Source organism: Halogeometricum pallidum JCM 14848, assembly GCF_000337095.1.
GTDB classification, from domain to species: domain Archaea; phylum Halobacteriota; class Halobacteria; order Halobacteriales; family Haloferacaceae; genus Halogeometricum; species Halogeometricum pallidum.
This window is the reverse complement of the sequence record NZ_AOIV01000008.1, coordinates 188,479-213,536: the sequence shown is the minus strand read 5'-3', so window position 1 is coordinate 213,536 and position 25,058 is coordinate 188,479. Positions and strand designations below refer to the sequence as shown.

General features: G+C 67.0%; 22 protein-coding genes and 1 tRNA gene. 8 read left to right on the top strand and 15 right to left on the bottom strand.

Features of this window, described 5'->3' with window-relative positions:
- The first annotated feature begins 91 nt into the window (after positions 1–91).
- Both C474_RS05305 and C474_RS05300 read left to right on the top strand, forming a co-directional pair.
- On the top strand, positions 92–1,261 hold the full coding sequence (locus tag C474_RS05305) for a thiolase C-terminal domain-containing protein (RefSeq protein WP_008384678.1): 1,170 nt from the start codon (positions 92–94) through the stop codon (positions 1,259–1,261).
- Positions 1,258–1,689 (top strand): Zn-ribbon domain-containing OB-fold protein, encoded by a 432-nt coding sequence (locus C474_RS05300; protein ID WP_008384677.1) that lies wholly within the window; start codon positions 1,258–1,260, stop codon positions 1,687–1,689. The genes C474_RS05305 and C474_RS05300 overlap by 4 nt, the downstream gene beginning before the upstream one ends.
- 196 nt (positions 1,690–1,885) lie before the next feature.
- On the opposite strand, the gene C474_RS05295 is transcribed toward C474_RS05300, so the two are convergent.
- From C474_RS05295 to C474_RS05285, 4 genes are all read right to left on the bottom strand, one after another.
- Complete coding sequence (locus tag C474_RS05295) at positions 1,886–2,896, bottom strand: phytoene/squalene synthase family protein (protein ID WP_008384675.1); 1,011 nt, start codon at positions 2,894–2,896, stop codon at positions 1,886–1,888.
- Between the two features lie 215 nt (positions 2,897–3,111).
- Positions 3,112–3,234, bottom strand: coding sequence for an HVO_2523 family zinc finger protein (locus C474_RS23265; protein ID WP_008384674.1), 123 nt, complete (start codon positions 3,232–3,234; stop codon positions 3,112–3,114).
- 26 nt (positions 3,235–3,260) lie between these two features.
- Positions 3,261–4,538, bottom strand: a complete 1,278-nt coding sequence (locus C474_RS05290) for an aryl-sulfate sulfotransferase (protein WP_008384672.1) — start codon at positions 4,536–4,538, stop codon at positions 3,261–3,263.
- A gap of 285 nt (positions 4,539–4,823) precedes the next feature.
- Positions 4,824–8,021: an adenosylcobalamin-dependent ribonucleoside-diphosphate reductase gene (locus tag C474_RS05285; protein ID WP_008384670.1), complete on the bottom strand. Its 3,198-nt coding sequence runs from the start codon at positions 8,019–8,021 to the stop codon at positions 4,824–4,826.
- A 554-nt stretch (positions 8,022–8,575) separates the two neighbouring features.
- Here C474_RS05285 and C474_RS05280 point away from each other — a divergent pair.
- Both C474_RS05280 and C474_RS05275 read left to right on the top strand, forming a co-directional pair.
- On the top strand, positions 8,576–8,803 hold the full coding sequence (locus C474_RS05280; RefSeq protein WP_008384669.1) for a hypothetical protein: 228 nt from the start codon (positions 8,576–8,578) through the stop codon (positions 8,801–8,803).
- 63 nt (positions 8,804–8,866) lie between these two features.
- Complete coding sequence (locus C474_RS05275) at positions 8,867–9,502, top strand: phosphatase PAP2 family protein (protein ID WP_008384668.1); 636 nt, start codon at positions 8,867–8,869, stop codon at positions 9,500–9,502.
- Positions 9,503–9,546: 44 nt separating this feature from the next.
- Here C474_RS05275 and C474_RS05270 read toward each other — a convergent pair whose 3' ends face one another.
- The 5 genes from C474_RS05270 to trpD all read right to left on the bottom strand — a co-directional run bounded on the left by C474_RS05270 (position 9,547) and on the right by trpD (position 14,226).
- On the bottom strand, positions 9,547–10,089 hold the full coding sequence (locus tag C474_RS05270; protein WP_008384666.1) for a metal-dependent hydrolase: 543 nt from the start codon (positions 10,087–10,089) through the stop codon (positions 9,547–9,549).
- A gap of 175 nt (positions 10,090–10,264) precedes the next feature.
- Positions 10,265–10,912, bottom strand: coding sequence for an anthranilate synthase component II (gene trpG / locus C474_RS05265; RefSeq protein ID WP_008384664.1), 648 nt, complete (start codon positions 10,910–10,912; stop codon positions 10,265–10,267).
- Positions 10,909–12,540, bottom strand: coding sequence for an anthranilate synthase component I (gene trpE / locus C474_RS05260; protein ID WP_008384662.1), 1,632 nt, complete (start codon positions 12,538–12,540; stop codon positions 10,909–10,911). Before trpE ends, trpG begins: the two co-directional genes overlap by 4 nt.
- On the bottom strand, positions 12,537–13,190 hold the full coding sequence (locus C474_RS05255; RefSeq protein WP_008384661.1) for a phosphoribosylanthranilate isomerase: 654 nt from the start codon (positions 13,188–13,190) through the stop codon (positions 12,537–12,539). The genes trpE and C474_RS05255 overlap by 4 nt, the downstream gene beginning before the upstream one ends.
- A gap of 1 nt (position 13,191) precedes the next feature.
- Entirely contained in the window at positions 13,192–14,226 is a 1,035-nt protein-coding gene (gene trpD, locus C474_RS05250) for an anthranilate phosphoribosyltransferase (RefSeq protein WP_008384658.1), read from the bottom strand.
- A 237-nt stretch (positions 14,227–14,463) separates the two neighbouring features.
- Between trpD and C474_RS05245 the strand changes: the two genes are divergently transcribed.
- Positions 14,464–14,538, top strand: a tRNA-Val gene (locus tag C474_RS05245).
- 604 nt (positions 14,539–15,142) lie between these two features.
- On the opposite strand, the gene C474_RS05240 is transcribed toward C474_RS05245, so the two are convergent.
- From C474_RS05240 to C474_RS05230, 3 genes are all read right to left on the bottom strand, one after another.
- The gene (locus C474_RS05240; protein WP_008384656.1) at positions 15,143–16,510 is read right to left on the bottom strand and encodes a hypothetical protein; all 1,368 of its coding nucleotides are present in this window, start codon (positions 16,508–16,510) and stop codon (positions 15,143–15,145) included.
- A gap of 116 nt (positions 16,511–16,626) precedes the next feature.
- Complete coding sequence (locus C474_RS22310) at positions 16,627–16,944, bottom strand: DUF7344 domain-containing protein (RefSeq protein ID WP_008384655.1); 318 nt, start codon at positions 16,942–16,944, stop codon at positions 16,627–16,629.
- 161 nt (positions 16,945–17,105) lie between these two features.
- Positions 17,106–17,354: a hypothetical protein gene (locus C474_RS05230; RefSeq protein WP_008384653.1), complete on the bottom strand. Its 249-nt coding sequence runs from the start codon at positions 17,352–17,354 to the stop codon at positions 17,106–17,108.
- 201 nt (positions 17,355–17,555) lie between these two features.
- On the opposite strand from C474_RS05230, the gene C474_RS05225 reads away from it, so the two are divergent.
- Positions 17,556–18,698 carry a CBS domain-containing protein gene (locus tag C474_RS05225; protein ID WP_008384650.1) on the top strand — a complete coding sequence of 381 codons (1,143 nt, stop codon included), beginning with the start codon at positions 17,556–17,558 and terminating at the stop codon, positions 18,696–18,698.
- Positions 18,699–18,821: 123 nt separating this feature from the next.
- Here C474_RS05225 and radB read toward each other — a convergent pair whose 3' ends face one another.
- Complete coding sequence (gene radB, locus C474_RS05220; protein ID WP_008384649.1) at positions 18,822–19,520, bottom strand: DNA repair and recombination protein RadB; 699 nt, start codon at positions 19,518–19,520, stop codon at positions 18,822–18,824.
- A 141-nt stretch (positions 19,521–19,661) separates the two neighbouring features.
- Here radB and C474_RS05215 point away from each other — a divergent pair, with 141 nt between their 5' ends.
- Positions 19,662–20,534 carry a hypothetical protein gene (locus C474_RS05215; protein ID WP_008384647.1) on the top strand — a complete coding sequence of 291 codons (873 nt, stop codon included), beginning with the start codon at positions 19,662–19,664 and terminating at the stop codon, positions 20,532–20,534.
- A 141-nt stretch (positions 20,535–20,675) separates the two neighbouring features.
- Here the strand turns inward: C474_RS05215 and C474_RS05210 are convergent, their stop codons facing one another.
- Entirely contained in the window at positions 20,676–21,173 is a 498-nt protein-coding gene (locus C474_RS05210) for a YciE/YciF ferroxidase family protein (protein ID WP_008384646.1), read from the bottom strand.
- 119 nt (positions 21,174–21,292) lie between these two features.
- The gene (larC, locus tag C474_RS05205) at positions 21,293–22,633 is read right to left on the bottom strand and encodes a nickel pincer cofactor biosynthesis protein LarC (RefSeq protein ID WP_008384644.1); all 1,341 of its coding nucleotides are present in this window, start codon (positions 22,631–22,633) and stop codon (positions 21,293–21,295) included.
- 192 nt (positions 22,634–22,825) lie between these two features.
- Between larC and C474_RS05200 the strand changes: the two genes are divergently transcribed.
- Positions 22,826–25,051, top strand: coding sequence for a CDC48 family AAA ATPase (locus C474_RS05200; protein WP_008384642.1), 2,226 nt, complete (start codon positions 22,826–22,828; stop codon positions 25,049–25,051).
- The last annotated feature ends 7 nt before the right edge of the window (positions 25,052–25,058 follow it).

Below are 25,058 nucleotides of genomic sequence, written 5' to 3'. Positions count from 1 at the left end.
GCAGCACGAGAACGCGAGTGGTCGACCCGATAGCTCGACCGACCGTGAATGAGAATAGCTAACTTGGCCCATTGAGACCGACTAAACACGCATGCCAGAGCCAGTAATCGCGTCGGTCGGCGCCTCGCCGCTCGGCCGCACGGACCTCCCGGGCCGCGACCTGTTCTCGGTCGCCCTCGCGGAGGCGTTCGACGGTCTGCCCGACCCCGCCGACGTCGTCGAGGCCGTGTACGTCGGCAACCAGTCGGAGAGCTACGAACACCAGATCATGTACGGAACGCTGTTGGCCGAGTGGGCGGGCCTCCGCTACGTCCCCGCCGAACGGGTCGAGGGGTGCGCCGCCGCGGGTGCACTCGCGCTTCGCCACGCCGTCAAGGACGTCCGCAACGGGGAACACGAAGCCGTGCTCGCCTGCGGCGTCGAGAAGATGACCTCCGCGGGCACCAGCGGCGCGACGGACGCGCTGTCGGCGGCGTTCGACCGCGCTATCGAGCAGCGCTCCGGCATCACCGCTCCCAGCCAGTACGCGCTACTCGCCCAGCGCTACCTCCACGAGACGGACGCCACGGAGCGCGACCTCGCCGAGATAGCGGTGAAGAACCACGCCAACGCCGCCCGCAACCCTCGGGCGCAGTTCCCGAAGGAGATAGACGCGGAGACGGTCTTGGAGTCAGACCCCATCGCCCCGCCGCTGAAGCTCTACGACTGCGCCCCGGTCGGCGACGGCGCCGCGGCCGTCCTCGTGACGACCGCCGAGTTGGCGGACGACCTCGACCGCCCGCGGGTGCGCGTCGCGGGCAGTGGGGCCTCCGCGAACAACATCGCGGTCGCCGAGCGGGACATGACCGACATCGCGGGCGCTCGCGTCGCCGCCGAGACGGCCTACGAGGAGGCGGGCATCGACGCTGCCGACGTCGACATCGCGGAGGTCCACGACGCCTTCACCGTCTGCGAGGCCCTGCTCGCGGAGGCCGCCGGGTTCGCCCCCGCGGGGACGGGCTATCAGAGCTACCGGGCGCCGGCGGAGCGGGCCGACGGCTGGACGGACGTGCGGCTGAGTCCGAGCGGCGGCCTGAAGGCCCGCGGCCACCCCATCGGCGCGACCGGACTCCTGCAGGCGCTCGAAGCGTACGAACAGCTCACGGGGGCCGCGGGCGACCGCGCGGTCGAGGGGGCCGAGACCGCCCTGTTGCTCAACGAAGGGGGCGTCGCAGACGCCGTCACGGTCGGTCACGTGCTCACGACGGCGGAGGCGCCATGACCGACGGCGACCTCGACGCAACCGACCCGCGGACGCTCCCGGGCTTCTTCGACGCCCTCGCGGAGGGCGAACTCCTCGGCGGGGTCTGCGCGGACTGCGGGCAGGTCCTGTTGCCGCCGCGACCGGCCTGCTACGCCTGCGGAAGTCGCGCCGTCGACGTCGAACCGCAGTCGCGCGAGGGCCGGGTGTTCTCGTACACGGAGGTCCGCACGCCGCCGCCGGCGTTCGCTGCGGACGCGCCCTACACGGTCGCCGTCGTGGAACTCGCCGACGGCGGCCGCCTCCTCGGACGCGTGGCCGCCGACTACGCCGACGTCGCAATCGGCGACGCCGTCGAACTCGCGGTGCGCGAACCGACGGCCGCGGAACGTGAGGTCGCACTCGACTACGAGGCCGACTGGCCGCTCCACGTCTTCGAACCGCGGTGAGGGCCGGGCCGACTCCGCGGACGCCCGTCTCCGACCATCGGCGACGAACGGGGAGTTCGACCGTGCCGACTACGCACCGCGGGTTCCGCCACGCCGCGGTCGGTACGAACTGGAAGCGAGAGAACCGGACTGTCGGGGGGACGGAACTACTCGCGGGCGACTCACCTACTTCGCCGGACGACGGACTCCCGACCGGTTACTCGCTGCGGGTGAAACTGCGGACCCAACTGGACAGGCGGCCGACGGTGCGTCGGGAGGGGGCGCGACCGATGCCCGAGTGCTCGCGGTGGGAGGTGTCCTCCTCGGGGTACGGGACGACGCTCACCTTGCGGAACACCGCCTCGGGGTCCTTCTCGACCGCCCAGTACGCCCGCGTCTTCGCCAGTAAGAGGAGCTTCCGGGAGGTGGACAGCGAGGGCGTCGCCGACAGCACGTCGTAGTTCCGGAGGCGAATCGCGCGGTGGTGGTCGGCGTACAGCACCGCCGACAGGAGCACGGCGAACTGGCAGTCCGACGGGAGGTACCGGATACCCCGCACGCCCTCGCGGTAGAGCGCCTCCGTTCGACGCATTTCGGTGCGCATCGCCTCGCGGAAGCTCTCGTCGACGCGGAACGAGCGCAGTTGCTCGTCGGTGACGCCGTGTTCGCGAAGCGTCTCCTGCGGGAGATACACCCGGTCGCGCTCGACGATGTCCTCGCGCACGTCGCGCAGGAAGTTCGACATCTGGAACGCCTCGCCGAGCGCAGTCGCGTGCGGGAGCGCCTTCTCGGCGTCGGGCGAGCGCATGATGGTCGTCATCATCCGACCGACGGCGGCGGCCGACCCGTCCATGTACGCCTCCAACTCCTCGTAGGTCTCGTACTCGCTCTTCGCGATGTCCTCGAGCATCGCGTCGACGAAGACGTTCACGTCCTCGTCGGCGATTCCGTGCTCCTCGCGGAGTTCGGCGAACGCCGAGAGCACTGGGTCGTCCGTCTCGCGTTCGCCCAGCGCCTCCGCGCGGAGGCGTTCCAACTGCTCGCGTTGGACCGCCGGTTCGGCGGTGTCCTCGGCGTCGACCACCTCGTCGGCGACACGGAAGAACGCGTAGAGCACGTACGTCGCGTGTCGGACTCGACGGGGCAGCACCCTCGTCGCGAGGTGGAACGTCTTGCCGGTCTGTCGCTGAATCGTCTTGCTACGTTGAACCTGCTCCTGTCTTACCATTGTGTGAGATTCAGTGGCGGCACGCTTCGAGCGGTGACGACGCGACCACGCATCTACTGAACAACTCTAGTACTCGCACAGACATAATCGTTCGTCCCGAAAGTTTAACCCAGCACAGTCCTACACCGTGTTCTCTCCGGAGAAAACGGCCGACAGCGGACCGGTACGTGGCGACGACGTTCGAGAGCGCCGATCCGAAGTGTCCGACCAGAGAGTTACCAGAAGGTGTCGCTGCAGTCGTAGACCACCCCGTGTTCGGGGCAGACGTACTTGCAGTGGCGGTGCTGCATCGGTTCCTCGCACAGCGGGCAGGGCCGGCCGCGTCGCGCCTCGCTCATACGTCGAGATGGTCCCCCGAGCGCCATCACTGTTTCTCGACGGCGTCGGACCGCCGGGCGCGAGCGAATCCCTCCTGCGCGAGCAGGATACCGCCGCAGAGCCACAACAGGGCCGCGAGGCCGACCACCATGACGTGAACCTCCGACACCCAAAAGGGGAGCGGGACGACGTGTCTGGCGCCGTTTAGGAGCGTCGAGAACGCCGACGCGTCGTCGTCGAACGTCGACGTGACGTTCGAGTCCACGTCGTAGGCGCCGACGCCGGGAATCTCTCCGTGCGGGAGCCTGTCGGCCTCGTAGGGCAGCGACGGGACGATGTAACTCGTCACGACGCTCCCGTTGCGGTCTATCTCGACCACCCGGTTGTTCCGACTGTCGGTGACGAACGTATTGCCATTGGGGAGGCGGTCGGCGTCCCGCGGCCACTCGAAGGGGATGCCGCCGGCTTCCGAGACGGCCCACACGGCCACCCACTCGCCGCTCGACTCGTTGCGGTGGAGTTCGACGACGCGGTTATTCTCGCTGTCCGCGACCACGACGGCCCCCGGTTCGAGCCACTGAGGGTTGTGCTGCGCGTCGAGCACCGTCGGGTCGCCGTCCCGGTTTATCACCTCGGTCACGCCCTCTCCCCGTTCGACGACGAGGAGTTGGTTCTCGTTGCGGATCGAGACGAGGTATCGCCCGTCGCCGATTCGGTCGACGTCGTTGAGGTGAAGCCAGTCCTCGGCGGTCGGGTCAGCGGGTGCGTCGTAGTGTCGGCTCGCGTTCCACGTCCACACGCGCTCGCCGGTGCGCGGGTCGAGGACGAAGATGCTCTCGTACTCCATGTCGGCTATCAGCACGTTCCCCGACGGGAGCATCTCGGCGTCGTGCACCTCGCTGTCTTTGCGGGTCCTGACCGGGTAGCTCCACTGGTACTCCACGCTGGGTTCGGGGTCCGGCTCGATGATTCGGATGCCGGTGCGCTTGCAGGGCGGTTCGTACGGCCCGCAGTTGCGGTACCCCCCGGCGGCGAACGACGCCAGCACCGTCCCGTCGTCGAGGCGTTCGACGCTCTGGTAGCTGATGATGTTCCCGATGCTCCACCGGACGTCGCCGTAGCCGTCGAGGGCGGTCACGTTCCCGTTCGGCCCCGGTCCCTGGACGCCGACCAGCACGCTCGTCGTGTTCGCGTCCGCGGACGCGGCCACGCGCTCGATGTCGGGGGCGGCCGCCCAACTGGCGCCGAACGCGCCTGCGACGAGCAGCAGTCCCGTGAGGACGAACGCGAGTCCGAACCGGACGCGACTGCTCTCCCCCGTCACGCGGACGTTCCCTCGACGATACGGCTCGGACGGCGCCGGATTGGCCGGACCGGTCGCTCGCGGATTCGAGCCCCCTTCTTCGCGCTGTCGCGTGACTGCATGGCTGTCTGTCGTACGCTATCTACCATTACACCTAACACCACCGGCCGAGGGAGACGAGCGAAGCGGCGCGAACGGACGCGACGCTCGGAACGGAGAGAGAAGAAAAAACGAAGCGAAGAGCGACGGCCCGCTTCGGTCCGGGAGCCGGCCGTCAGGGGTTCGGACGGGTCGGGCGGTTCGGGCTCAGCACTCCGACCAGCCGCAGGACTCGCACGTCTTGCAGCCCTCGGAGTAGTACAGCGTCATGTTCCCGCAGTCGGGACACTCGGGGCTCTCGCCCGCCGCCAGCAGGTCGTCCACCGAGTCGTCGGCGTTCGGGGACGCGGCGTCGACGTCGGTGCCGGCGTCGACGTTCGGGCCGTCGGCGACGGTGGCTCCCCCGTCCGGTTCGGGGGCGTCCACGCCGCCGGCCTCCTCGGAGAGTTCCGTGAGGTTCTGCTGCTGCGGGTAGCCTTTGTCTATCTCGCCGTCGAGGTAGCGGCGCATCGCGGTGCCGATGGCGTCCGGGATGCTGTTTATCTGCTCGCCCTTGTCCCAGGCGACCTTCGGGCTGCGGATGCCCTGCAGTTCGCTGGCTATCTCGCTGGGGTCGACGCCCGAGCGGAGCGCCGTCGAGATGGTCTTCGCCAGCGCCTCGGTGAACGAGGCGGTGAAGCCGCCGGAGTTGCCGATGTTGGCGAACAGCTCGAACGGGTCGCCCGTTTCGGGGTCCTCGTTGATGTTGACGTACAGTTTCCCGTAGCCGGTGTCGATGCGCTGGGTGACGCCGTGGAGCACGTCGGGGCGCGGCTGCTTCTTGCCGAGGTTCCGCTCGCCGTCGGCCGCCGCCAGCAGGCGTTCGACTTCGCCGTCCAGCGCCGTGCGGACGTCCTCGTTGTCGAGGAAGCCCTGCAGACCACCGAACACTTCCTCCATCTGTTCGACCAGCGTCTCCGCCGCCTCGCCCTCGTCGGCGAAGTCGGCGTTCTTCGCGCGCGTCGTGAGCACCTGCTTCGAGCGCGTGCCGTCGCGGTAGACGGTGACGCCCTTCCCGCCGTTGTCGTAGATGTAGCGGTACACCTCGTCCATGTCCTCCTTCGAGGCGCTGTTCGGGAAGTTGCAGGTCTTCGAGATGGCCGAGTCGACGCCCGTCTGACAGGCCGTCTGGACCGCCGCGTGCTGTTTGCCAGTCAGGTCGGAGGTGACGACGAACAGTTCGCCGATGGCGTCCGGCACGGTGTCGAGCCCCTCGACGCCGTTGAACTCGTTGTCGGCCATCTGCGCTTGAGCCTCGCGCTTGACCGCCTCGACGTCGACGTCGTTCTCCTCTAGGACGCGGAGGAAGTAGTCGTCGAACTCGACGAGCATCTCGTCGCCCTGCACGTCGTCGGAGACGTTCTTGTAGTAGGCGACGTTGTAGATGGGCTCGCAGCCACCCGTCGTGTTACCGATCATCGACGTGGTGCCCGTCGGGGCGATGGTCGTCGTGTTGTGGTTGCGGATGGGGAACCCGTCCGCCCACTCGTCGGCGTCGAGTCCGGTGTGGTGTTCGAACCACTCGCGGTACTCCGTCGGCGCCGCGTACTTCGAGTCGTTCCAGTCCTCGAAACTGCCGCGCTGTTCGGCGAGTTCGTGACTGGCCCACTTCGACCGGTGGTTGATGTGGGTCATCAACTGCCCGGCGACTTCGTTACCGGGATCGGAGCCGTAGGGGATGCCCAGTTGGATGTACAGTTGGGCCAGTCCCATGACGCCGAGCCCTATCTTCCGCATCTGACGGACCTTCTCCTCTATCTTGTCGACGGGGAAGTCCGACATCGTCACGACGTTCTCGAGGAACCGCGTCCCCTCGTCGATGCGGTGGTCGAACGCGTCCCAGTCGATGGCTTCGTCGAGGAACGCGTCCACGGCGTCCTCGAAGGCGTCGTAGTCGTCGCCGTGCTCGTCGTACCAGACGCGCCAGTCGGGCGCGTCGAAGTCGGCCAGCGTCGAGAGGTTGATGTGGCCGAGGTTGCAGGCCTCGTACTCCTCGAGCGGCTGCTCGCCGCAGGGGTTCGTCGCTAAGATGCGATGGTCCGGATGCTTCTCCACGTCGAACGAGTGTTCCTTGTTCACCCGTTCGAGGTAGATGACGCCGGGTTCGCCGTTCTCGTACGCGCCGTCGACCATCTGGTCCCAGAGCTTCTGGGCGGGGATAGAGAGGACTTCGCCGACTTCGACGTGTTCGCCGAGCCCGAACATGTCGTATATCTCCTTGGTCTCCGGCGTGGCGACGTGGGGTTCCTCCGTGCGCGGGTTGGTGAAGACGAACTCCTCGCCCGCCTCCAACGCCTCCATGAAGTCGTCGGTGACGCCGACGGAGATGTTGAAGTTCGAGAGGTGGCCCTCGACGGCGTTGCGGAGGTGCTTGGGCACGCGACCCTCCTCGTCGATGAGTTCGCGGGCCTCCTCCAGTGCGTCCGCGAAGGAGTTGTGCGTGAAGTCGTCGGGGTCGTTGAGGCGCAGCGAGTGCGCCAGGGAGACGTCCTTGTTCTTCGAGTGGATGAACTGGATGACGTCCGGGTGCGAGATGCGCATGACGCCCATCTGCGCGCCGCGGCGCGCGCCGCCCTGCGCGATGGTCTCGCACATCTGGTCGTACGTCCGCATGAACGTGATGGGACCGGAGGCGATGCCGCCGGTCGAACCCACGGCGTCGCCGTAGGGGCGAAGCCGCCAGAAGGCGTACCCCATCCCGCCGCCGGACTGGAACACCTCGGCGGCTTCCTTGGCCGTCTGGTGGATGTCCGTGATGTCGTCGTCGGGCGAGTCGACGAAGCAGGCCGAAAGCTGTTGGAGTTCGTCGCCGGCGTTCATCAGCGTCGGCGAGTTCGGCATAAAGGAGAGCGACTCCATCATCTCTTGGAACGTCTCTCGCTTCTCCTCGACGACGTCCCGAACCTCCCCGGGGAGTTCGGGGACGATGGTGTCGTAGGCGAACTTGTTGACGTTGTAGACGGAGAGCGTCGCCTCCGCGCCGTCACCAGAAGCGTCCGCTTCTGGCTGGCTCGCGGGAGCTTCGCTCCCGTGAACGTCCTCGGACGTGACCCCCTTGCCGAACACCTCCGCGGCGAGTTCGTCGCGCCGCGGGTGGCCGGGCTTCAACTGGTCGGGCGTGACCGTTATCTCCTCGTCGCGGCGTTCGGCCTCGTAGACGGCCTCTGCCAGCGAGATGTTCTTCGCCACGCGGGCGAACAGTTCCTCCTGCGACTCCGTCAGGTCGCCGTTGGCGTCCTTGCGGAGGTACCGCGCCGGCAGGATGTTGTTGTAGGCGTTCGAGGTGAGTCGCTCCTCCAGCGTCTCCCCCTCCGTGCGCTTGATGGGCAGGACGAGTTCGTCCGCCGATAAGTCCGCGCCGCTCATCTACTGTTCCTCCCGCCCAGCGTCCCCGCACCGGGCGATTACGAATCGAATGGCTTGCTCAGTTCCAGGCATAGTAACGATGATTTGTGAGTACGGGTGCGTCCGTTAAGGCTTCGGTATCGGTGACTCACGTTCGAACTGTCAGATTCGACACCTTCTGTCGACTGCGCACCCCCGAAGTCGAACAGCGTCGATAGCCACTACGCGCCGCCGCTCAATAACCGTGGTTGAAGCGCGGTGAAAGTGATATCATCGGGCCGGTAATCGACCGACGGAACCGCGATGTGCAGGAGAACCGAAGGGGGGTTGGACGACGGTCATTCGGAGGAACACCGACCGCGTACAGCGACGGGTCGGAGTACTTGAACGAACGACACCGTCCGCTTCCACCATATATGTCATATCTAGTATGATGGTCGGAGCGACAGTCCGTCGTCGCCGTCGCACGGCGCGAACGGGGCCGAACGTGGGCGGAAGCGGGAGTAGGATGTCCGGAGTCGGGGCCACAACACCTATCCCACAAGGTTATACTCTCGGAGGTTGATAGTTTAACCATGCACCTCGCACTCGGCAGCGTCCTGACGGCGCTGGTCACCCTCCCCATGCAACTCGGTGGACTGCTGGAGACGCAGTTGGGCCAGGCGTTCGTCGCCGTCATCGCCCTCGCAGTCGTCGTCGTCGTCGGCCGCATCGTGCTCAACATCGCGTGGCGCCTCGTCACCATCGCCGCCCTCATCATCGGCGCGCTGTTGCTGCTCTCCTTTTTCGGCATGGGCATCTGAGGCGGCCTCGGCGGGGGGTCGGCTCCGCGGAATTTTTTGGCTCGCTCCGTCAAACCACCACGCATGAGCCTCCTCTCGACCGCGATGGCGTACTACCCGTACGTCTTCCACCCGGCGGTGCTCGTCGGCGGGGGTCTCCTGCTCCTCATTCGACACGAGTGGCGACGGCAAGACGACCCGAACGGGACGCTTGCTCGGCGCGTCGGCGCGTTCCTCGTCGCCGGCGCCGCGTCGCTCCTCCCGACGGCAGCCTACGTCGTGATTTCCGGGAAGGGCCCGATGCAGGTGACGCAGGGGAACACCTGGCAGGTGGACGCGCTGGTTGCGAGCGGCGTCCTCGTCGTCTGCGTCTCGCTGTGGTACTGCTGGACGCGGTTCGACTGGGGGACGCTGGTCCCCGGCGGCGTGCTCGCGCTCGCGGCCGTGACGATTCCGTACGCGGCCGTCTCCTCGGTGTGGAACGTCTCGGGTCACGTCATCTTCGCCGTCACGCCGACGCTCTATCTGACGCTGACGGACGCGAGGTTCTGGCCGCTGCTCGCGGTGCCGGCGGTGATGGTTCCGAACCGAGTGTACGTCGAAGCGCACACGCCGCTACAGGCGGTCTGTGGCGCGCTCTTGGCCGCGAGCGTCGTTACGGCCGTCTACGCGCTCCGGGTCAAGCGGCCGCTCGCGGGGGCGAGCGGAGCGTCCGAGTGACCGTCCCGCCCCTCAACGCCCGGCCGAGGGGGAGGTTGCGAGAATTAGGCGGTGACCGCGGAGTCACTGTCGTTGACCTGCCACCAGAGCACGGCCGTCAGCACCAGTCCGGTGAGGAACAGCCCCCAGTTGGCGAGGGGGCTGTTGTACCAGAGCACGTCGATACCGAGCGACTGCCGATAGATGGGCCAGAACGGTTCGATGGAGTCCGCGATGTCGGGCGCCGAGAGGATGTCGGCGGAGAGGTGCGCGAGGCCGGCCACCCACACCGCGCCGATACCGTAGGCGTACTGGTTACCGACACCGGAACCCGACAGATACCGCCTCTGGAGCCACGGGACGACCCACTTGCCGAGAATCGCACCGATGACGACGGCGGCGACGCTCACGAACAGCACCGTGTGGACGACGCCGTGGTGTTTGACGCCCGCGAACGCCCGCGACAGCCAAAGGTCAATGTCAGGCAGCAGAGAGAACGGGATCCCGAGAGCGACGAACCCCAGCGCGGTTCGACCATCGTACGCCAGCCAGCCGACGATGGTGAGCCATATCAGTCCCATCCCGATGTGACCGATTATGTCGACCATGTCTACGGCCCATCCGAGAACCGAGAGCCGGATGTACCTGGCGGCAGCTTCGGTCCTCGGATACGACGTATCCGTCGTCAGGTACAAATTAATCTCGTCGAACCGCTCCGGGGCCGCGGATGAGAACAGCGTGGGGGGACGGTCGCACGTCGCCCCGACGGCGCGGGCGGGGCGTTCAGGCGACGACGCGTTCGTCGCCGGCGACGGTCGCTAAGAAGTTCCGCATCACGTCGTGTCCGACGCCCGTGAGGACGCTCTCGGGGTGGAACTGCACCGCCTCGATGGGGAACTCGCGGTGGCGCACCCCCATCACGAGTTCCGTCCCGTCGTCGGACTCGCTTCCGGCGGCACCGTGGTTCGTCGTGGCCGACACCTCGAAGCAGTCGGGCACCTCGGTGGCGACCAGCGAGTGGTACCGGCCGGCCTGGAAACCCTGGTCGAGACCGGCGAACACGCCGCGGCCGTCGTGGTCGACGGGGGAGGCCTTGCCGTGGACCGGTTCGGGCGCGTGTCCGACGCTCCCGCCGTAGGCGTACACCGCGGCTTCGAGGCCGAGACAGACCCCGAGCGTCGGGACGGACTCCGAAAGCGTCGTCAGCACCTCGTTCGTCACGCCCACGTCGCGGTCGTTCTTCGGGTGACCCGGTCCCGGACTGACGACGAGGGCGTCCGGGTCGAGGTCGCGAATCTCACCGAGCGAGGCGGTGTTCTTGCGGACGAGCACCTCCACCGACTCGCCGTCGACGCGTTGCTCCGAGAGGTACTCAACGAGGTTGTACGTGAACGAGTCGAAGTTGTCCACGACGACGACGCGGAGGCTCATCGCTCTCCCCCCTCGGGGGCGGCTTCGGGGCCCTCCCCCGCGCCGTCAGTCGGCGCTCGCTCGATTCGCTCGACGGCGGCGAGGACGCCGCCCATCTTCTGTTCGGTCTCCTCGTACTCGGCGGCCGGGTCGCTGTCGGCGACGAGGCCGGCGCCCGCGCGGACGGCTATCACGTCCTCGTCGCCCGAGCGGTCGACCGTCGCCGTGCGGATGACGATGGCGAAGTCGGCGTCGCCGGACCACGAGTAGTAGCCGACGCCGCCGCCGTAAACGCCTCTCGGAGTGCGTTCGAGGTCGTCGATTATCTCCATCGCGCGCACCTTCGGCGCGCCGGTGAGCGTCCCGGCGGGGAACGTCGCCCGCGTCGCGTCGAAACTGTCGCGGTCGGCCGCGAGCGTTCCCGTCACCGTGGACTCGATGTGCTGGACGTGGCTGTACTTCAGGACGTTCATGAACTCCTCGACGCGGACGCTGCCGGCCTCGCTCACCCGGCGGACGTCGTTGCGCGCGAGGTCGACGAGCATCGTGTGCTCGGCGCGTTCTTTCCCGTCGGCGAGCATCTCGCCCGCGAGGCGGCGGTCCTCGACGGGGCTGGTCCCGCGTTCGCAGGTGCCCGCGATGGGGTTCGAGACGACCCGGTCGCCGTGGACGGAGACGAGCGTCTCGGGACTCGCGCCGACGATGTGTCGGTCGTCGTGGCGGAGCAGATACATGTACGGCGAGGGGTTCACGGTCCGGAGCGCCTCGTAGAGGCCCATCGGGTCGACCTCCCCGCGGAGTTCGCGGACGCGGGAGATGACCCCCTGATAGATGTCGCCGTCGAGGACGTGATCTTTCGTCTCGCGGACGGCCGCCTCGTACTCGTCTCTCGGTCCGGCCGTCTCGCCCGTTCGGACGAAGCCGCCGGTGTCGGGCGTCTCCGCGTCGGTCAGGGTCGAGACGACGGCCCGGGCTTCCGAGAGAAGGTCGCCGTACACCTCGCCCGCGTCGTCGTCGGGGCCGACGACGGGCGTGCAGACGAGCGTCGCCGTCCCCTCGGCGTGGTCGAACGACAACGTCCGCGTGGTAAGGACGAACTGCGCGTCGGGCGCGTCCGTCTCGGGGCGTTCGACGCCCACCTCTTCGAGCCAGAGGTCGTAGACGGCCTCGTAGGCGAGAAAGCCGACGAGACCGCCGCGCAGTCGCTGTCGGTCGTCGTCGGGGAACCCGACGCGCGGGAGGTCCGGAAGCGCTCCGCGGAGACGGTCCAGCACGTCGCCGTCGCCGGGTTCGAGATAGCGCGCGGCGCGGCCGCCGAGCGACTCGATAGACGCCCCCTCGGGGCCGACGGTGACGACGGCCTCGGGGTCGTAACCGACGAACGAGTAGCGGGCGTGTCGGTCCGCCGTCGCGTGGTCCGGCGCGAACGCGCCGTCGGGGTCGCTGGAGGCGGTCTTCTCGGCGCTCTCCAGGAGGAAGCCGTAGTCGCTGCGGTCCGCGAGGGCCGCGTACGCCGTCAGCGGCGTCGTCGCCGGCAGGTCGGCGGTGACGTGCGCGACCACCGGGCGGTCCTCGCCGTCGAGGAGGGAGACGAACTCCGCGCGCGAGAGCGACAGCGAAACGTCGGCGACGCCGTTCGCGCGCGTCACGCCTTCACCTCCGCGGTGGCGGCGGCCTTGGCGTTCTCGACGAACGCCCGCACCGCGTCGCGGTCCTTCACGCCGCCCTCGGACTCGACGCCGCTGGCCACGTCGACGGCGTAGGGGTCGACCGTCTCGACGGCCTCGGCGACGTTGTCCGGGGTCAACCCGCCCGCGAGGATGACCGGCGCGTCGAGCGTCGAGGCCACCTTGGCCGTCTGCTTCCAGTCGTGCGTCTCGCCGGTGCCGCCCGCGCCCTCCTCGCTCACGGAGTCGACGACGATGCCGTCGACGGCCGCGTCGATGGCGCGGGCCCGTTGAGGCTCTTCGGCGTCGACGACGGCGACGACGCAGGTGTCCACCGCGGCGCGGACGGCGCGGTACTCCTCCGCGTCGAACTCGCCGTGAATCTGGAGCACGTCGGGTTTCACCCTGTTGCCGACTTCGATGGCCTCGCTGGCCGTCTCGGGCATCGTGACGTGCGTGGCCGAGAGGAACGGCGAGGTGGCGGCGGCGAGTTCGGCCGCTCGGACGAGCGACAGTTCCCGCGGCGTGTCCACGGGGACGCCGGCGATGAAGCCGACGGCGTCCGCGCCCGCCTCGTCGACGGCGCGGAGGTCCTCCTCGCTCGTGACGCCGCATATCTTCACCCGGACCATCTCAGACCTCCGCCGACTCCGCGTCGGGAGCCTCCTTCGTCCCGCAGAGGGTCGCGAACGTGTCGGCGGCCTCCCCGGAGTCGATGGCCTCGGCGGCGCGTTCGACGCCCGCCTCGATGTCGTCGGCGAGTCCCGCGACGTATATCGCCGCGCCCGCGTTGGCGAGGATGATGTCCCGCTTCGGTCCCGTCACGTCGCCGGTGACGATGCCGCGGAGGTCCTCGGCGTTCTCCTGCGGCGTGCCGCCTCCGACCTCCGAGACGGGTGCCGAGTCGAGGCCCAGGTCCGCCGGCGAGAGCGTGTACTCCTCGATGTTCTCGCCGTCGACTTCCGCGACGACCGTCTCGTCGTGGAGCGCTATCTCGTCCATGCCGGACCCGTGGACGACGAGGGCGCGTTCGACGGACATCTTCGTCAGCGCGCGGGCGAGTACCGGGACGAGGTCCGGGTCGTAGACGCCGACGACCTGCGCCTGCGCGCCCGCGGGGTTCGTCAGGGGGCCGAGCACGTTGAAGATGGTCCGCATGCCGAGTTCCTTCCGGGGGCCGATGACGGCCTTCATCGCGGGGTGGAACACCGTCGCGAGCATGAAGCCGATGCCGTCGCGGTCGATGGCCGCCTCGACGGCCGCCGGTTCGGCCTCCACGTCGGCGCCGGCGACTTCGAGCACGTCGGCGCTCCCCGACGAGGAGGACACCGAGTAGTTGCCGTGTTTGGCGACGGCCGCGCCCGCCCCGGCGGCGACGATGGCGCTGGTCGTCGAGACGTTGATGGTGTCGTAGTCGTCGCCGCCGGTACCGCAGGTGTCGACCAACGGCGTCCGGTCGGGCGAGATGGTGCGCGCGGCGTCGCGCATCCCCTGCGCGAAGCCGGCTATCTCGGCCTCCGTCTCTCCTTTCGCCCGCAGAGCGGTCAACAGCGCGCCGATCTGGGCGTCCGTCGCCCCCTCGAAGACGGCGCTGGCGGCCTCGCGGGCCTCCTCCTGCGTCAGGTCCGTTCCCTCCGTCGCGCGTTCGATGTAGGTCTGAAGCGTCATGGTGAGACTCCGATGTACGTATTCGGGTTATAATGTACAAATAAGTACACCAGCTTAAGGCTGTCGGGGCGGGGCGAGGTGACGGGCGCAGGAGGCGACGTTCGGCGGGCGTCGGGGACGGGTTCGTCACCGCGCCGTCCCCGGAATCGAACGACGGCGTTCCAATTCGCAACTCTTAATTGTATTCCCGGGAAACGAGGTAATGCGCTCAGACGGGCGCACTGTACGCAGCAAACCGGGTTGGTGGTCTAGTCTGGTTATGACACCTCCTTGACATGGAGGAGGCCGGCAGTTCAAATCTGCCCCAACCCATCCTCTTATATCGTTTTCCGACTCAGTAGTTGCTTGACCGGCAGGTAACACCTCAGCGAACTGGGGTAGCCAAGGCTATAGTCAAGAAAGATTGTCGCTTGCTGTGTACGTAACCGCCAATAAGAACAGCCAGAGTATCAGTTTCGCAAACGGATCAAACAGCTCCTGATTTTCTATGGCCATTCGTCCTCGGGGTTTTGGATGAGTGCACCCGCTGCAGCAGAAGTAGGAGCATAGCTGGTGTTGTCGAAGCTTGTGTTACCGTACGACATGCCTGCAATAAGTAGTAGGCGCTAAATCAAGGTTTCTCCCTAATCAACCTCTCGGGCTAACCGTGTAATCTGACTTTGAAAAAGGCGGCCATCAGTTTACCACCTCAAAACGAATCCCGGAGGCATCCGAAATGCCATTTAGCCGATTGTGAGAGTCGTGACTCCACATTGGGCAGACCTCGAAAGTACCGCACGAACACTATAACAGAAGCACGTAACACCCCATTTCGCCGAATCGGTTGATGGTGGGTACATCCGTCCGCACGTCATGCAGAAGAATAGAGTGCGTGAGAACACCCTGTATTCTAAGCGCTTCAGACGGCAGATTGGGGCTATTCGAGGAGACCCGCGTTCGGTCCGCCGCCGTTCGACGCCGAGTTCCCACTGCTCGATTCATTGTTCGACCCTGCACTCTCGTCCGCGTTCCCGTTCGGCCCGTCCGCGTTCCCGTTCGTCCCGTCGGCGTTCTCGTTCGGTTCGTCGTCGTTCCCGAGACCGAGCGCAGTCTCGACGAGTCCGCCGTCGTCCGTGCTCTCCGCCGGGGGTGCCGCCTCGGCGTTCGGTCCGTCGTCCTCAGTCGGTGTCTCGGTCGGATCCGGCGTCGCGGTCTCCGTTTCCGTGGCGGTCTCAGTCTCGGTCTCGGTGGCGGTTTCCGTCTGAGTCGCCGTCTCCGCGGCTGTCTCCGTCTCTGTGTCGACGGCCGCCTCTCGCTCCGTCGCCGTGTCGGTCTGAGTCGCTGTTTCGGTTGCCGTTTCGGTCTCGGTGGGAGCCTCCGTCGGCGTCGCGGTGTCGGTCTCCGTGGCCGTGTCAGTCGGTGTTTCGGTCGGCTCCGCGGTCGGTGTCGATGTCGGCTCGTCGGTCGCCGTCTCTGTCGGGCCTTCGGTCGGCGTATCGGATTCCGTCTCCGTTTCGCGTCGCGTCTCGGACTGCGTCGAGTTCTGCGCTCGGTCCGCGCCGCCGGCGATCGACGCCGCGGTCGTCAGTAGCGCCGACAGGGTGCCGGCGTCCGTCTCCGTTTCCGTCGGTACGCCGGTGTCGGTCGGAGTCTCAGTCTCCGTTTCCGTGACGACGGGCGTCTCCGTGTCCGCTTCAGCGTTCGGTTCGTCTCCGTCCTCGTCGGCGTTCGGCGGCGCGTCCGTCTCGGTGTCGGTCGCCGTCTCGGTGTCCGTCTCCGTGTTCACCTCCGCGTCCTCGTCGTCGGACTCCGCGTTGACCGCGGCCGACGCGTTCGTCTCGGTGTCAGTTTCCGTGTCGGTCGCCGTCTCGGTGGCGTTGGCGGCCGTCGCGTTCTCGTCGTTCGAGTCGGTCGTCGACTCGTCGTCGTTCGCGTTGGTATCCGAGTCGCTCGAATCGTTCGAGTCGTTCGAGCTATCATTGCTATCGTCCGAGTCGTCGGAGTCCGCAGAGCTATCGTTCGAGTCGTTGGAATTAGCGTTCGCTTCGTTCGAGTCGCCCGAATCGGCGTTCGGTTCGTCTCCGCCCTCGTCGGCGTTCGGCGGCACGTCCGTCGTGGTGGCCGTGTCGGTCGAGTCGCCGCCGTCGTCGGGAGTCGCGTTCGGCGAGACGCTGGACCCGTCCGGGGTCTGCGCGCTCTCCACCTCCGACACGATTTCGCCGGACGGTGACTCCGACGGGCCCACGCCGATACAACCGGTCGTGACGAAGATGAGTACGACTCCGAGTACTATCAGCCGGGACATTCTGTATCGGACGCACTCCGCCACGGAACAAATAATCCAATTAAATATTCCGTGAAATAATAGACACTAGACCTGATTGTCTCTCGTCACGAGAAGAGTACGCCTCGAAACGTCGTTCAGACGAGTGGTTCGAGTTCCTCGATGCGGTCGTCGGGAGCGACGACTTCGTCGGCGTAATCGTAGTCGACGACCCCGCCGGCGTCGAGTCTCGGGATGTCGGTGTGTCCGAGGGCGATGCGGACGTTCCGACGGGCGTCCACGCACGAGTCCTCGAACGACTCCTCGTACGCGTCGGGGACGACTTCGTCGACGACCCGCGAGAGCGGTTGGGCGCCGTCCGCGATGAGCGTACGGATGAGGCTCCGTCGGCGCTCGTTCGACGCGAACTCGTACGCCTCGTCCTTCGAGAGTGTGGCCGGGTCGTAGCTATCCATACCCGGTCTTCGGACTCCGGACGGGTATTATTTTCCCCCTCCAACTCGCGTAATTTACTCGGTGTTCGGAAAACGCGGCCGTTCGCACGTGCTGGGAGAGCGAAGCCGTCGGTGGCGAGCGAACGACGGTTCGTAGAACTCCCGCGTTCGACGTCTCCGTGCTAGGCGTCCGCGCCGAGGAGTTTCGCGACGCGCGGTCGGAACTTGTCGGTCGCGAGCAGGTAGGCGAACCCGAAGGCGACGGCGCCCATCACGGCCGCCCACGCGCCGAGTCCGAGTTGACCGCCCTCAACCATCGACAGCGCGAATCGCTCGACGTAGAGTCCGACGCCCGACAGTAGGACGGTTCCGGTGCCGAACAGCAGTACCTCGACGAGTTCGGGAAGCAACGCGAGTAGCCCGCTTGTCATACTGGTGAACCGGTGTCATCCTTTGAGTCCCTTTCGGTCCGGCCGGCCCGTCAAACGGCGGCGTGGAGGCTGCTGGCGGGGAGAACGCCGCGAATCGCGTCCGGAACCGACCGGCGAGCACGCGGCGCCCATCGCCCGGGAGCCAGCGCGAACCTTCAAGAGCAGGGGCGGAGTACGTTAACGATGGAGGTTACTCGGACTATGGATATTGCTGATATTGCCACTCCCGATTTCGTCGAGGTTGATGCGGACAAACGACTGGGTAAAATCCGGTCCATCTTCGAGCGCGAGAACTCTCGCGGCATCGTCGTGACCGAGGACGGGGACTACGCCGGCGTCATCGGTGAGAAACAGCTCGTCCGGTCCCGCATGGAGGACGACACCAAGGCGTCCGCCGTGATGAAGTCCGCGCCCCGCATCGACCGCCACGAGGACATCCGAGAGGCCGCCCGGATGCTCGTCGAAGGGGACACGCGAATCGCTCCCGTCTACGAGGGCGAGAAACTGTACGGCATCGTCACGGGGAACGACATCCTCGAAGCGGTGCTGGAGAACCTCGACGCCATCACCGTCGACGACATCCTGACCGAGGACGTCGTCACCATCGGCGAGAAGTCCCACGTCGGACAGGCGATCAATCTCCTGCGCGAGAACGGCGTCTCGCGGCTGCCCGTCATCGACGACGACGGAAAGCTCACCGGCGTGCTGACCACCCACGACATCATCGAGTTCTCGGTGCGGAACACCGACCGGCAGGGCCGCGGCGACCGCCGCGGCGACATCGACCGGATGCTCGACCTTCCGGTGTACGACCTGATGTCCTCGCCGGTCATCGCCGCCTCGCCCGGCGAGACGGTTCGAGAGGCCGTCGAGCGGATGTTCGAGAACGACATCGAGGGGCTAATCGTGACGCCGACCGAGAGCGACAGCGAGATACTCGGCGTCGTCACGAAGACGGACGTGCTCCGCGCGCTGACGTTCACCGAAGAAGAGCGCATGGACGTGCAGATAACCAACATCGGCCTCTTGGAGACGCTCACCCGCGAGGAGGTCGGCGACTCCATCACGCAGGTGGTCGACAAGTACCAGCAGATGCAGGTGCACCACGCGCACGTGCGCTTCCACGAGCACAAAGAGAAGCTCCGCGGGACGCCCCTCATCCAGTCCCAGGTGCGCCTTCGCACCAGCCAAGGTCAGGTGGCCGGCAGCGGCGAGGGCTACGGCGCCGAACACGCCTTCCACGTCGCCCTGGACAAACTCGAGCGCAACGTGCTCGAACTGAAGGGCGTCAACGCCGACGAGAAATACCAGGGACAGGTCATGCGAAAGCTCGGCGACCTGTAGACGGAAACCCGAAGACGCGACGGCCGCATCTCGACGAACTCGACTCCGACTCCGTTTTTCGCGCGCCGGTTCGACGTTGACGACGCCTCCGTCCGTCGCTCGACAGCGCCGCCGCCGCGTCGACTATATGTCCGTCGCCGCGAGGCCGCCGTCGGTTATCTCGAAGGTGGCCGTCTCGCCCGCCGCCTTCGCGCGGTGTTTCTCTAGCGTCGCGCGGCGGTTACCGCCGCGGAAGCGGTCGACGCGGAGCACCGCGCCGGTCCAGTGTTCGAGCGTGTGACCGCCGAGCGCGCGGACGCGGTCGGTGTCGGGGTCGGAGAACACCTGGTTCGTGATGACCACCGCGAGGTCGTGTTTCCGCGCCAAGGAGAGCAGATGCGTCACCTGTCGGGCGACGCGGCGGAGCGACTCGCCGCCGTCGTTTTTGTCCATCGTGCGTTCGAGACGGTAGAAGCCCGTCGCGCTGTCGAGCACGATGAGGTCCGCCCGCTCGGCGAACTCGCTCGCGTCGCGGACGGCCTCCTCCTGCTCGTCGAAGTCGTGCGCCTCGGAGATGATGAGCCGGGAGGTCACGTCCTCCATCGACTGGTCCGGGCCGGCGACGTGTTCTGCGAGTTGGCGAAAGCGCTCCACCGAGAGTCCCTCGGTGTCGATGTAGACGACGGTGCCGCCGGCGGCGGCGACGCGGACCGCCGCGGACAGCGCGAGATTCGTCTTCCCCGCCGCCGGCGGGCCGTACACCTGCGTGACGGTTCCGCGCTCGAACCCGCCCCCCAAGAGGTCGTCGAGCGACCGGCACCCGGTAGTGACTGGGTCGGACACGAGAGGAGGTGGGTCGCGTCCGCCGAAAAACCCCCCGGTCGCCGTCCCGCGGTCCGACGGGTGAATCGAGCGGATCAGTTTCGGTCGCCCGCGCCGCGTCGCGCGACACGCTTTACTCGGTCCCTCTCGAACGTCCGCGGCGTGATAGTCGTCGCCACCGCGGACTTCGAGTTCTACCACGACGTCGTCGGCGAACTCCGCGACCGAGGGGTCGCGTTCACGACGGTCGAACCGGGCGCCGAGTTGCCCGACGGGACGGACGTGGTCGTGGTCGCAGAGGCGGACGAAGCCGACCGACCGGACGACGGCGACGTGGACGTGGTCGTCGCGCCGGCGGACGAGGTCCGGCGCGCCGTCGAGGAGGCCGTCGCCATCCTCCGCGGCGACGGCGGGCGGACGATAATCGGCGTCGACCCCGGGACGCGACCCGGCATCGCCGTCCTCGCGGGGGACACCGTCGTCGCGGCGTTCCACGTCCCCCTCGCCGACGCGGTGGCGACCGTTCAGTCGGAGGTGGCGGACAGCCCCGATGCCCTGGTCCGCGTCGGCGACGGCGCCCGCCTGCAGGGGGCGACCATCGTGAACGACCTGGAGGACGTGACCGTCGAACTCGTCGACGAGACGGGGACGACGCCGTATCTCGGCACCGGCGCCCGCGGGATGGGCGACGTGCTCGCGGCGGTGAACATCGCCCGGCGCCGCGGCGAGGCGGTGGACTCCCGCGACATCGAACCGACGCAGGGCGAACTCCAGCGCATCAAGGACCACTCGCGGCGCGCGAGCGAGGACAACCGCACCATCGACGAGCGACTCGCCCGACGCGTGGCCGCCGGCGACCTGACCGTCGACGAGGCGCTGGCCGAACACCGCGCGCGGAGCAGCGACGAGAACGGGGACGAAGCGGAGGAGCAAGACGAGAGCGACGGCGGGGGAGTATCGTCGGGCACAGGGGTGGACACAGACGCGAGTGCGAACGGGGCGAAAACGGAGTTCGACGAGGACGCCGACGGCTGAGCGGTCAACCGTGAGTAGTCTGCGGTGAACAGTCGGTGGTGAACAGCCGACGGACTCGGCGCTCGGACGCGTGGATGTCGAAAGAAGGCGAGGGTGAGAGCGAGCGGTCGTGGCGAACGGTACTCGGCGTCGGAGCGGTCCTCAGGCTTCGGACGGAATATCGCCGTAGTCGTAGCCTTCGCCGAGTTTCGAGAGCTTCTCCAGCGCGTCCTGCTCCTCGCGGAGCGTCTCTTCGAGGGTGTCCGCCGCGTCGTCCATCCCGAGCTGGTCGGCCAGCGGGATGAGGTTGCCGTAGGCGGCGATTTCGTAGTGCTCGGACTTCTGACCGGCGGCGATGTTGTACCGCTCGAGCACCTTGTCGTCGGGGTCCTTCTCGGTGAACTCCTCGTGCTCTTCGATCATCGCGTCGACGACGCGGTCCTGCTTGCCCTCGGCGTCCTGACCGATCGCCTCGAACACCTCTTCGAGGCGCTCGATGTGTGTCCGCGTCTCCTCTCGGTGCTCGGAGAACGCGCTCTGAATCTCCTCGTCCTCCGCGCCGCTCTCGAGCTCTTCGAGAGCGTCTTCCAGCTGTTGCTCGGTGTAGTATATCTTCTGCAGCCCATCCACGAACAGATCTTCGAGCGAGTTAGCGGACATTGCATTCAACGAGAGGTGCCCGTATTCAATCACCGGACTGGTTGCATATTAATGGGATTTAAACGTCCCGCGAAGTTTCTGACCCGTATAGATACCCGCTCACGAGCCGTAAATCCCGGTCAGCGGGACGGATCGACCGCGTTCTCGGCGCGCCGCATCACCTCGCGGACGGGGAGGCCCGTCGCGTCGGCGACGGACGCGGCGTCGTCGAACTCGGCGCTCCGGTCGTACGTCTCGCCCGAGGCGTCGGCGGCGACTTTCACGGTCACCTCGAACGTCCCCCCATCGATGACCAGTTCCGCCGTCTCGAACGTCCGGTCGGCGACCCAGCGGTGCCCCGCGCCGTGTTCGCGAACGCCGAGCGTCCCCGTCTCGACGGCCAACCGGTGCGCCACGCGTTCGGCGTCCTCGGGTTTGACGACGACCTTCACGAGGTGGCCCGGGCGGGACTTCTTCATCGTCACCGGGAGCACCGTCACGTCGCGCGCGCCGGCCTCGGTCAGCGTCGACTGGAGACTCCCGAGGAGTTCGGGCGAGGCGTCGTCGAGGTTCGTCTCGAGGACGGTTATCTCGTCGCGAGCGAGGCGGCCCGCGCCGTCGCCGACGAGGGCGCGCAAGACGTTCGGGTGGTCGGAAAAGTCGTAGCCGCCGGCGCCGTAACCCGAGGCGTCGATTCGAAGCGCCGGGAGCGTCTCGACGCCCTCGGCGACGTGCGCGAGTATCGCCGCGCCCGTCGGCGTCAGCAGTTCCGCCTCGACGGGGCCGCCCTTCAGCGACCAGTCGGCGCGTTCGGCTATCTCGACCACCGCGGGCGTCGGCACGGGGTAGGTGCCGTGGGCCATGGTCTGCTCTCCGCCGCCCGTCGAAAGCGGGGTCGCGACCACGCGTTCGACGCCGAGGTCCGCGAGGAGGAGGCAGGCGCCGACCACGTCCGCGATGGCGTCGTCCGCGCCGACCTCGTGGAAGTGCGTCTCGGTCAACTCGGTGCCGTGTACCGACGCCTCCGCCTCGCCGAGGAGGCGGAAGACGGCCTTCGCGTCGCGTTCGACGGGGGTCGAGAGCCCCATCGACTCGACTATCTCGACGACTTCGGCGTACGCGCGGTGGGGTCCGTGACCCTCGGCGGGCGTTCCGCGGGCGTCACCGACGCCGGCGTCTTCGTCGTCGTGCGTGTGCGCGTGGTGATGGTGTTCGAGGTCGTGGTCGTGTTGGTGACCGCCGTCGTGGTCGTGGTCCTCATGGTCGTCTCCGCCCGGCGGGGTTCCACCTCCGCCGTCCAGCAGCACGCGGACGCTGGTCGCCGAGATACCGTTCTTCACCGTCGTCGACGCCTCGTAGCGGACGTCGAGCGCCTCTTCGACGGGGGCGAGCGCGTTCCGGTCGGCGCCGGCCGCGAGGAGGGCGCCGAGTATCATATCGCCGCTGGCGCCCATCCGCCCGTCGAACGCGAGTGTACGCATGTCTCCGAGGAAGCGGTGGGACGTGAAAATTCCACGGCATCGATGGACGCAGTCGGTAGGGATTTGTATGTTCGAGCTCGTAGTGTGCTATGGAGTGTCACCCACAGCGAGGCGGGTGCAGACGGTCCCATCTGGGGAAGGACTTAACCCGCATCGAGAACGAGGAATCAGACATATCCCCGCGATCAAATCATGAATGAAGTGCAACTCGAAGTGGCGAAAGCGTACCCGAACGACTCGGGGCGCGGCATCGCCCGTCTTGACCCGGACACGTTGCTCCATCTCAAACTCTCACCGGGCGACATCATCGAGATAGAGGGTGGTGAGACGACGGCAGCGAAGGTGTGGCGCGCAGACCGACAAGACTGGAACACCGACACGGTCCGTATCGACGGCTTCACTCGCCAGAACGCCGACGTGGGAATCGGCGAGCGGGTGACCATCCAGAAGGCGGAGGCGACGAAGGCCGAGAAACTGGTCCTCGCGCCCCCCGAGGAGGCGAGCGTGCAGTTCGGCTCCGACGCCGCCGGGATGGTGAAACGCCAGATTCTCAAGCGCCCCGTCGTCGAACGCGACATCGTCCCCGTGATGTCCTCGACGAACCACCCGTTCATGCGGTCTCCGGGACAGGCGATTCCGCTCATCGCCGTCGAAACCGAACCCGAAGGGGTCTGTCTCGTCACCGAGGACACCGAGGTGGAACTCCGCGAGGAGCCCATCTCCGGGTTCGAGAAGACCGGCGGCGGAATCACCTACGAGGACATCGGCGGCCTCCAAGGCGAGATCCAGCGGGTCAGGGAGATGGTCGAACTCCCGATGAAGCACCCGCAGATATTCAAGAAACTCGGCATCGAGCCGCCGCAGGGGGTGCTCCTGCACGGCCCGCCCGGCACCGGCAAGACGCTGTTAGCGAAGGCCGTCGCCAACGAGACGTCCGCGAGTTTCTTCTCCATCGCGGGCCCCGAGATCATCTCGAAGTACTACGGGGAGTCCGAACAGCAACTCCGGGAGATATTCGAGGACGCCAAAGAGGAGTCGCCCTCCATCATCTTCATCGACGAACTCGACTCCATCGCCCCGAAGCGCGAGGACGTGACCGGCGAGGTCGAACGCCGCGTCGTCGCGCAGTTGCTGACCATGATGGACGGCCTCGAAACCAGAGGTCAGGTCATCGTCATCGCGGCGACCAACCGCGTCGACTCCGTCGACCCCGCGCTCCGCCGCCCGGGTCGGTTCGACCGCGAGATAGAGATCGGCGTCCCCGACGAGGGCGGCCGCAAGGAGATCCTGCAGATTCACACCCGCGGGATGCCCCTCTCGGACGACGTGTCGCTCGACCACCTCGCCGACGAGACGCACGGCTTCGTCGGCGCCGACATCGAGTCGCTGACGAAGGAGGCGGCGATGAAGGCACTTCGACGGTACCTCCCCGAGATAGACTTAGACGAGGAGGACATCCCGCCGAGCCTCATCGACCGGATGATCGTCAAGCGCGACGACTTCGAGGGCGCGCTGACGGAGGTGGAGCCCTCGGCGATGCGCGAGGTGCTCGTCGAACTGCCGAAGGTGTCGTGGGACGACGTCGGCGGTCTGGAGAGCCCCAAGCAGAAGGTCAAAGAGAGCGTGGAGTGGCCGCTCACGTCGAGAGGGAAGTTCGAGCGCATGGGTATCGAACCCCCGAAGGGCGTGCTGTTGTACGGTCCGCCTGGCACCGGGAAGACGCTCATCGCCAAGGCCGTCGCCAACGAGACGAACGCGAACTTCATCTCGGTGCGCGGCCCGCAACTGCTGTCGAAGTGGGTCGGCGAGTCGGAGAAGGCCATCCGCCAGACGTTCCGCAAGGCGCGGCAGGTCAGCCCGACCATCATCTTCTTCGACGAGTTGGACAGCCTCGCGCCCGCCCGCGGCAACGAGATGGGTAACAACGTCTCCGAACGCGTCGTCAACCAACTCCTGACCGAGTTAGACGGGTTAGAAGAGAACGGCGACGTGATGGTCATCGGGGCGACGAACCGCCCGGACATGATCGATCCGGCGCTCATCCGCTCGGGTCGGTTCGACCGCCTCGTGCTCATCGGCCAACCCGGCGAGGAGGGCCGCGAGCAGATTCTCAAGATACACACGGACTCGAGTCCGCTCGCGCCTGACGTGAGCCTCCGCGAGATAGCCGAGATAACCGACGGCTACGTCGGCTCTGACCTCGAATCCATCGCGCGCGAGGCGGCCATCGAGGCTCTCCGCGAGGACGACGACGCTCAGGAGATAGAGATGCGGCACTTCCGCAAGGCGATGGAGTCCGTCCGGCCGACCATCACGGAGAACCTGATGGACTACTACGAGCAGATGCAGGACCAGTTCAAAGGCGGCGCGCGCGACCAACTCGACGACAGTCGCGGCGGTCGTATCGGGTTCCAATAGCACCTTT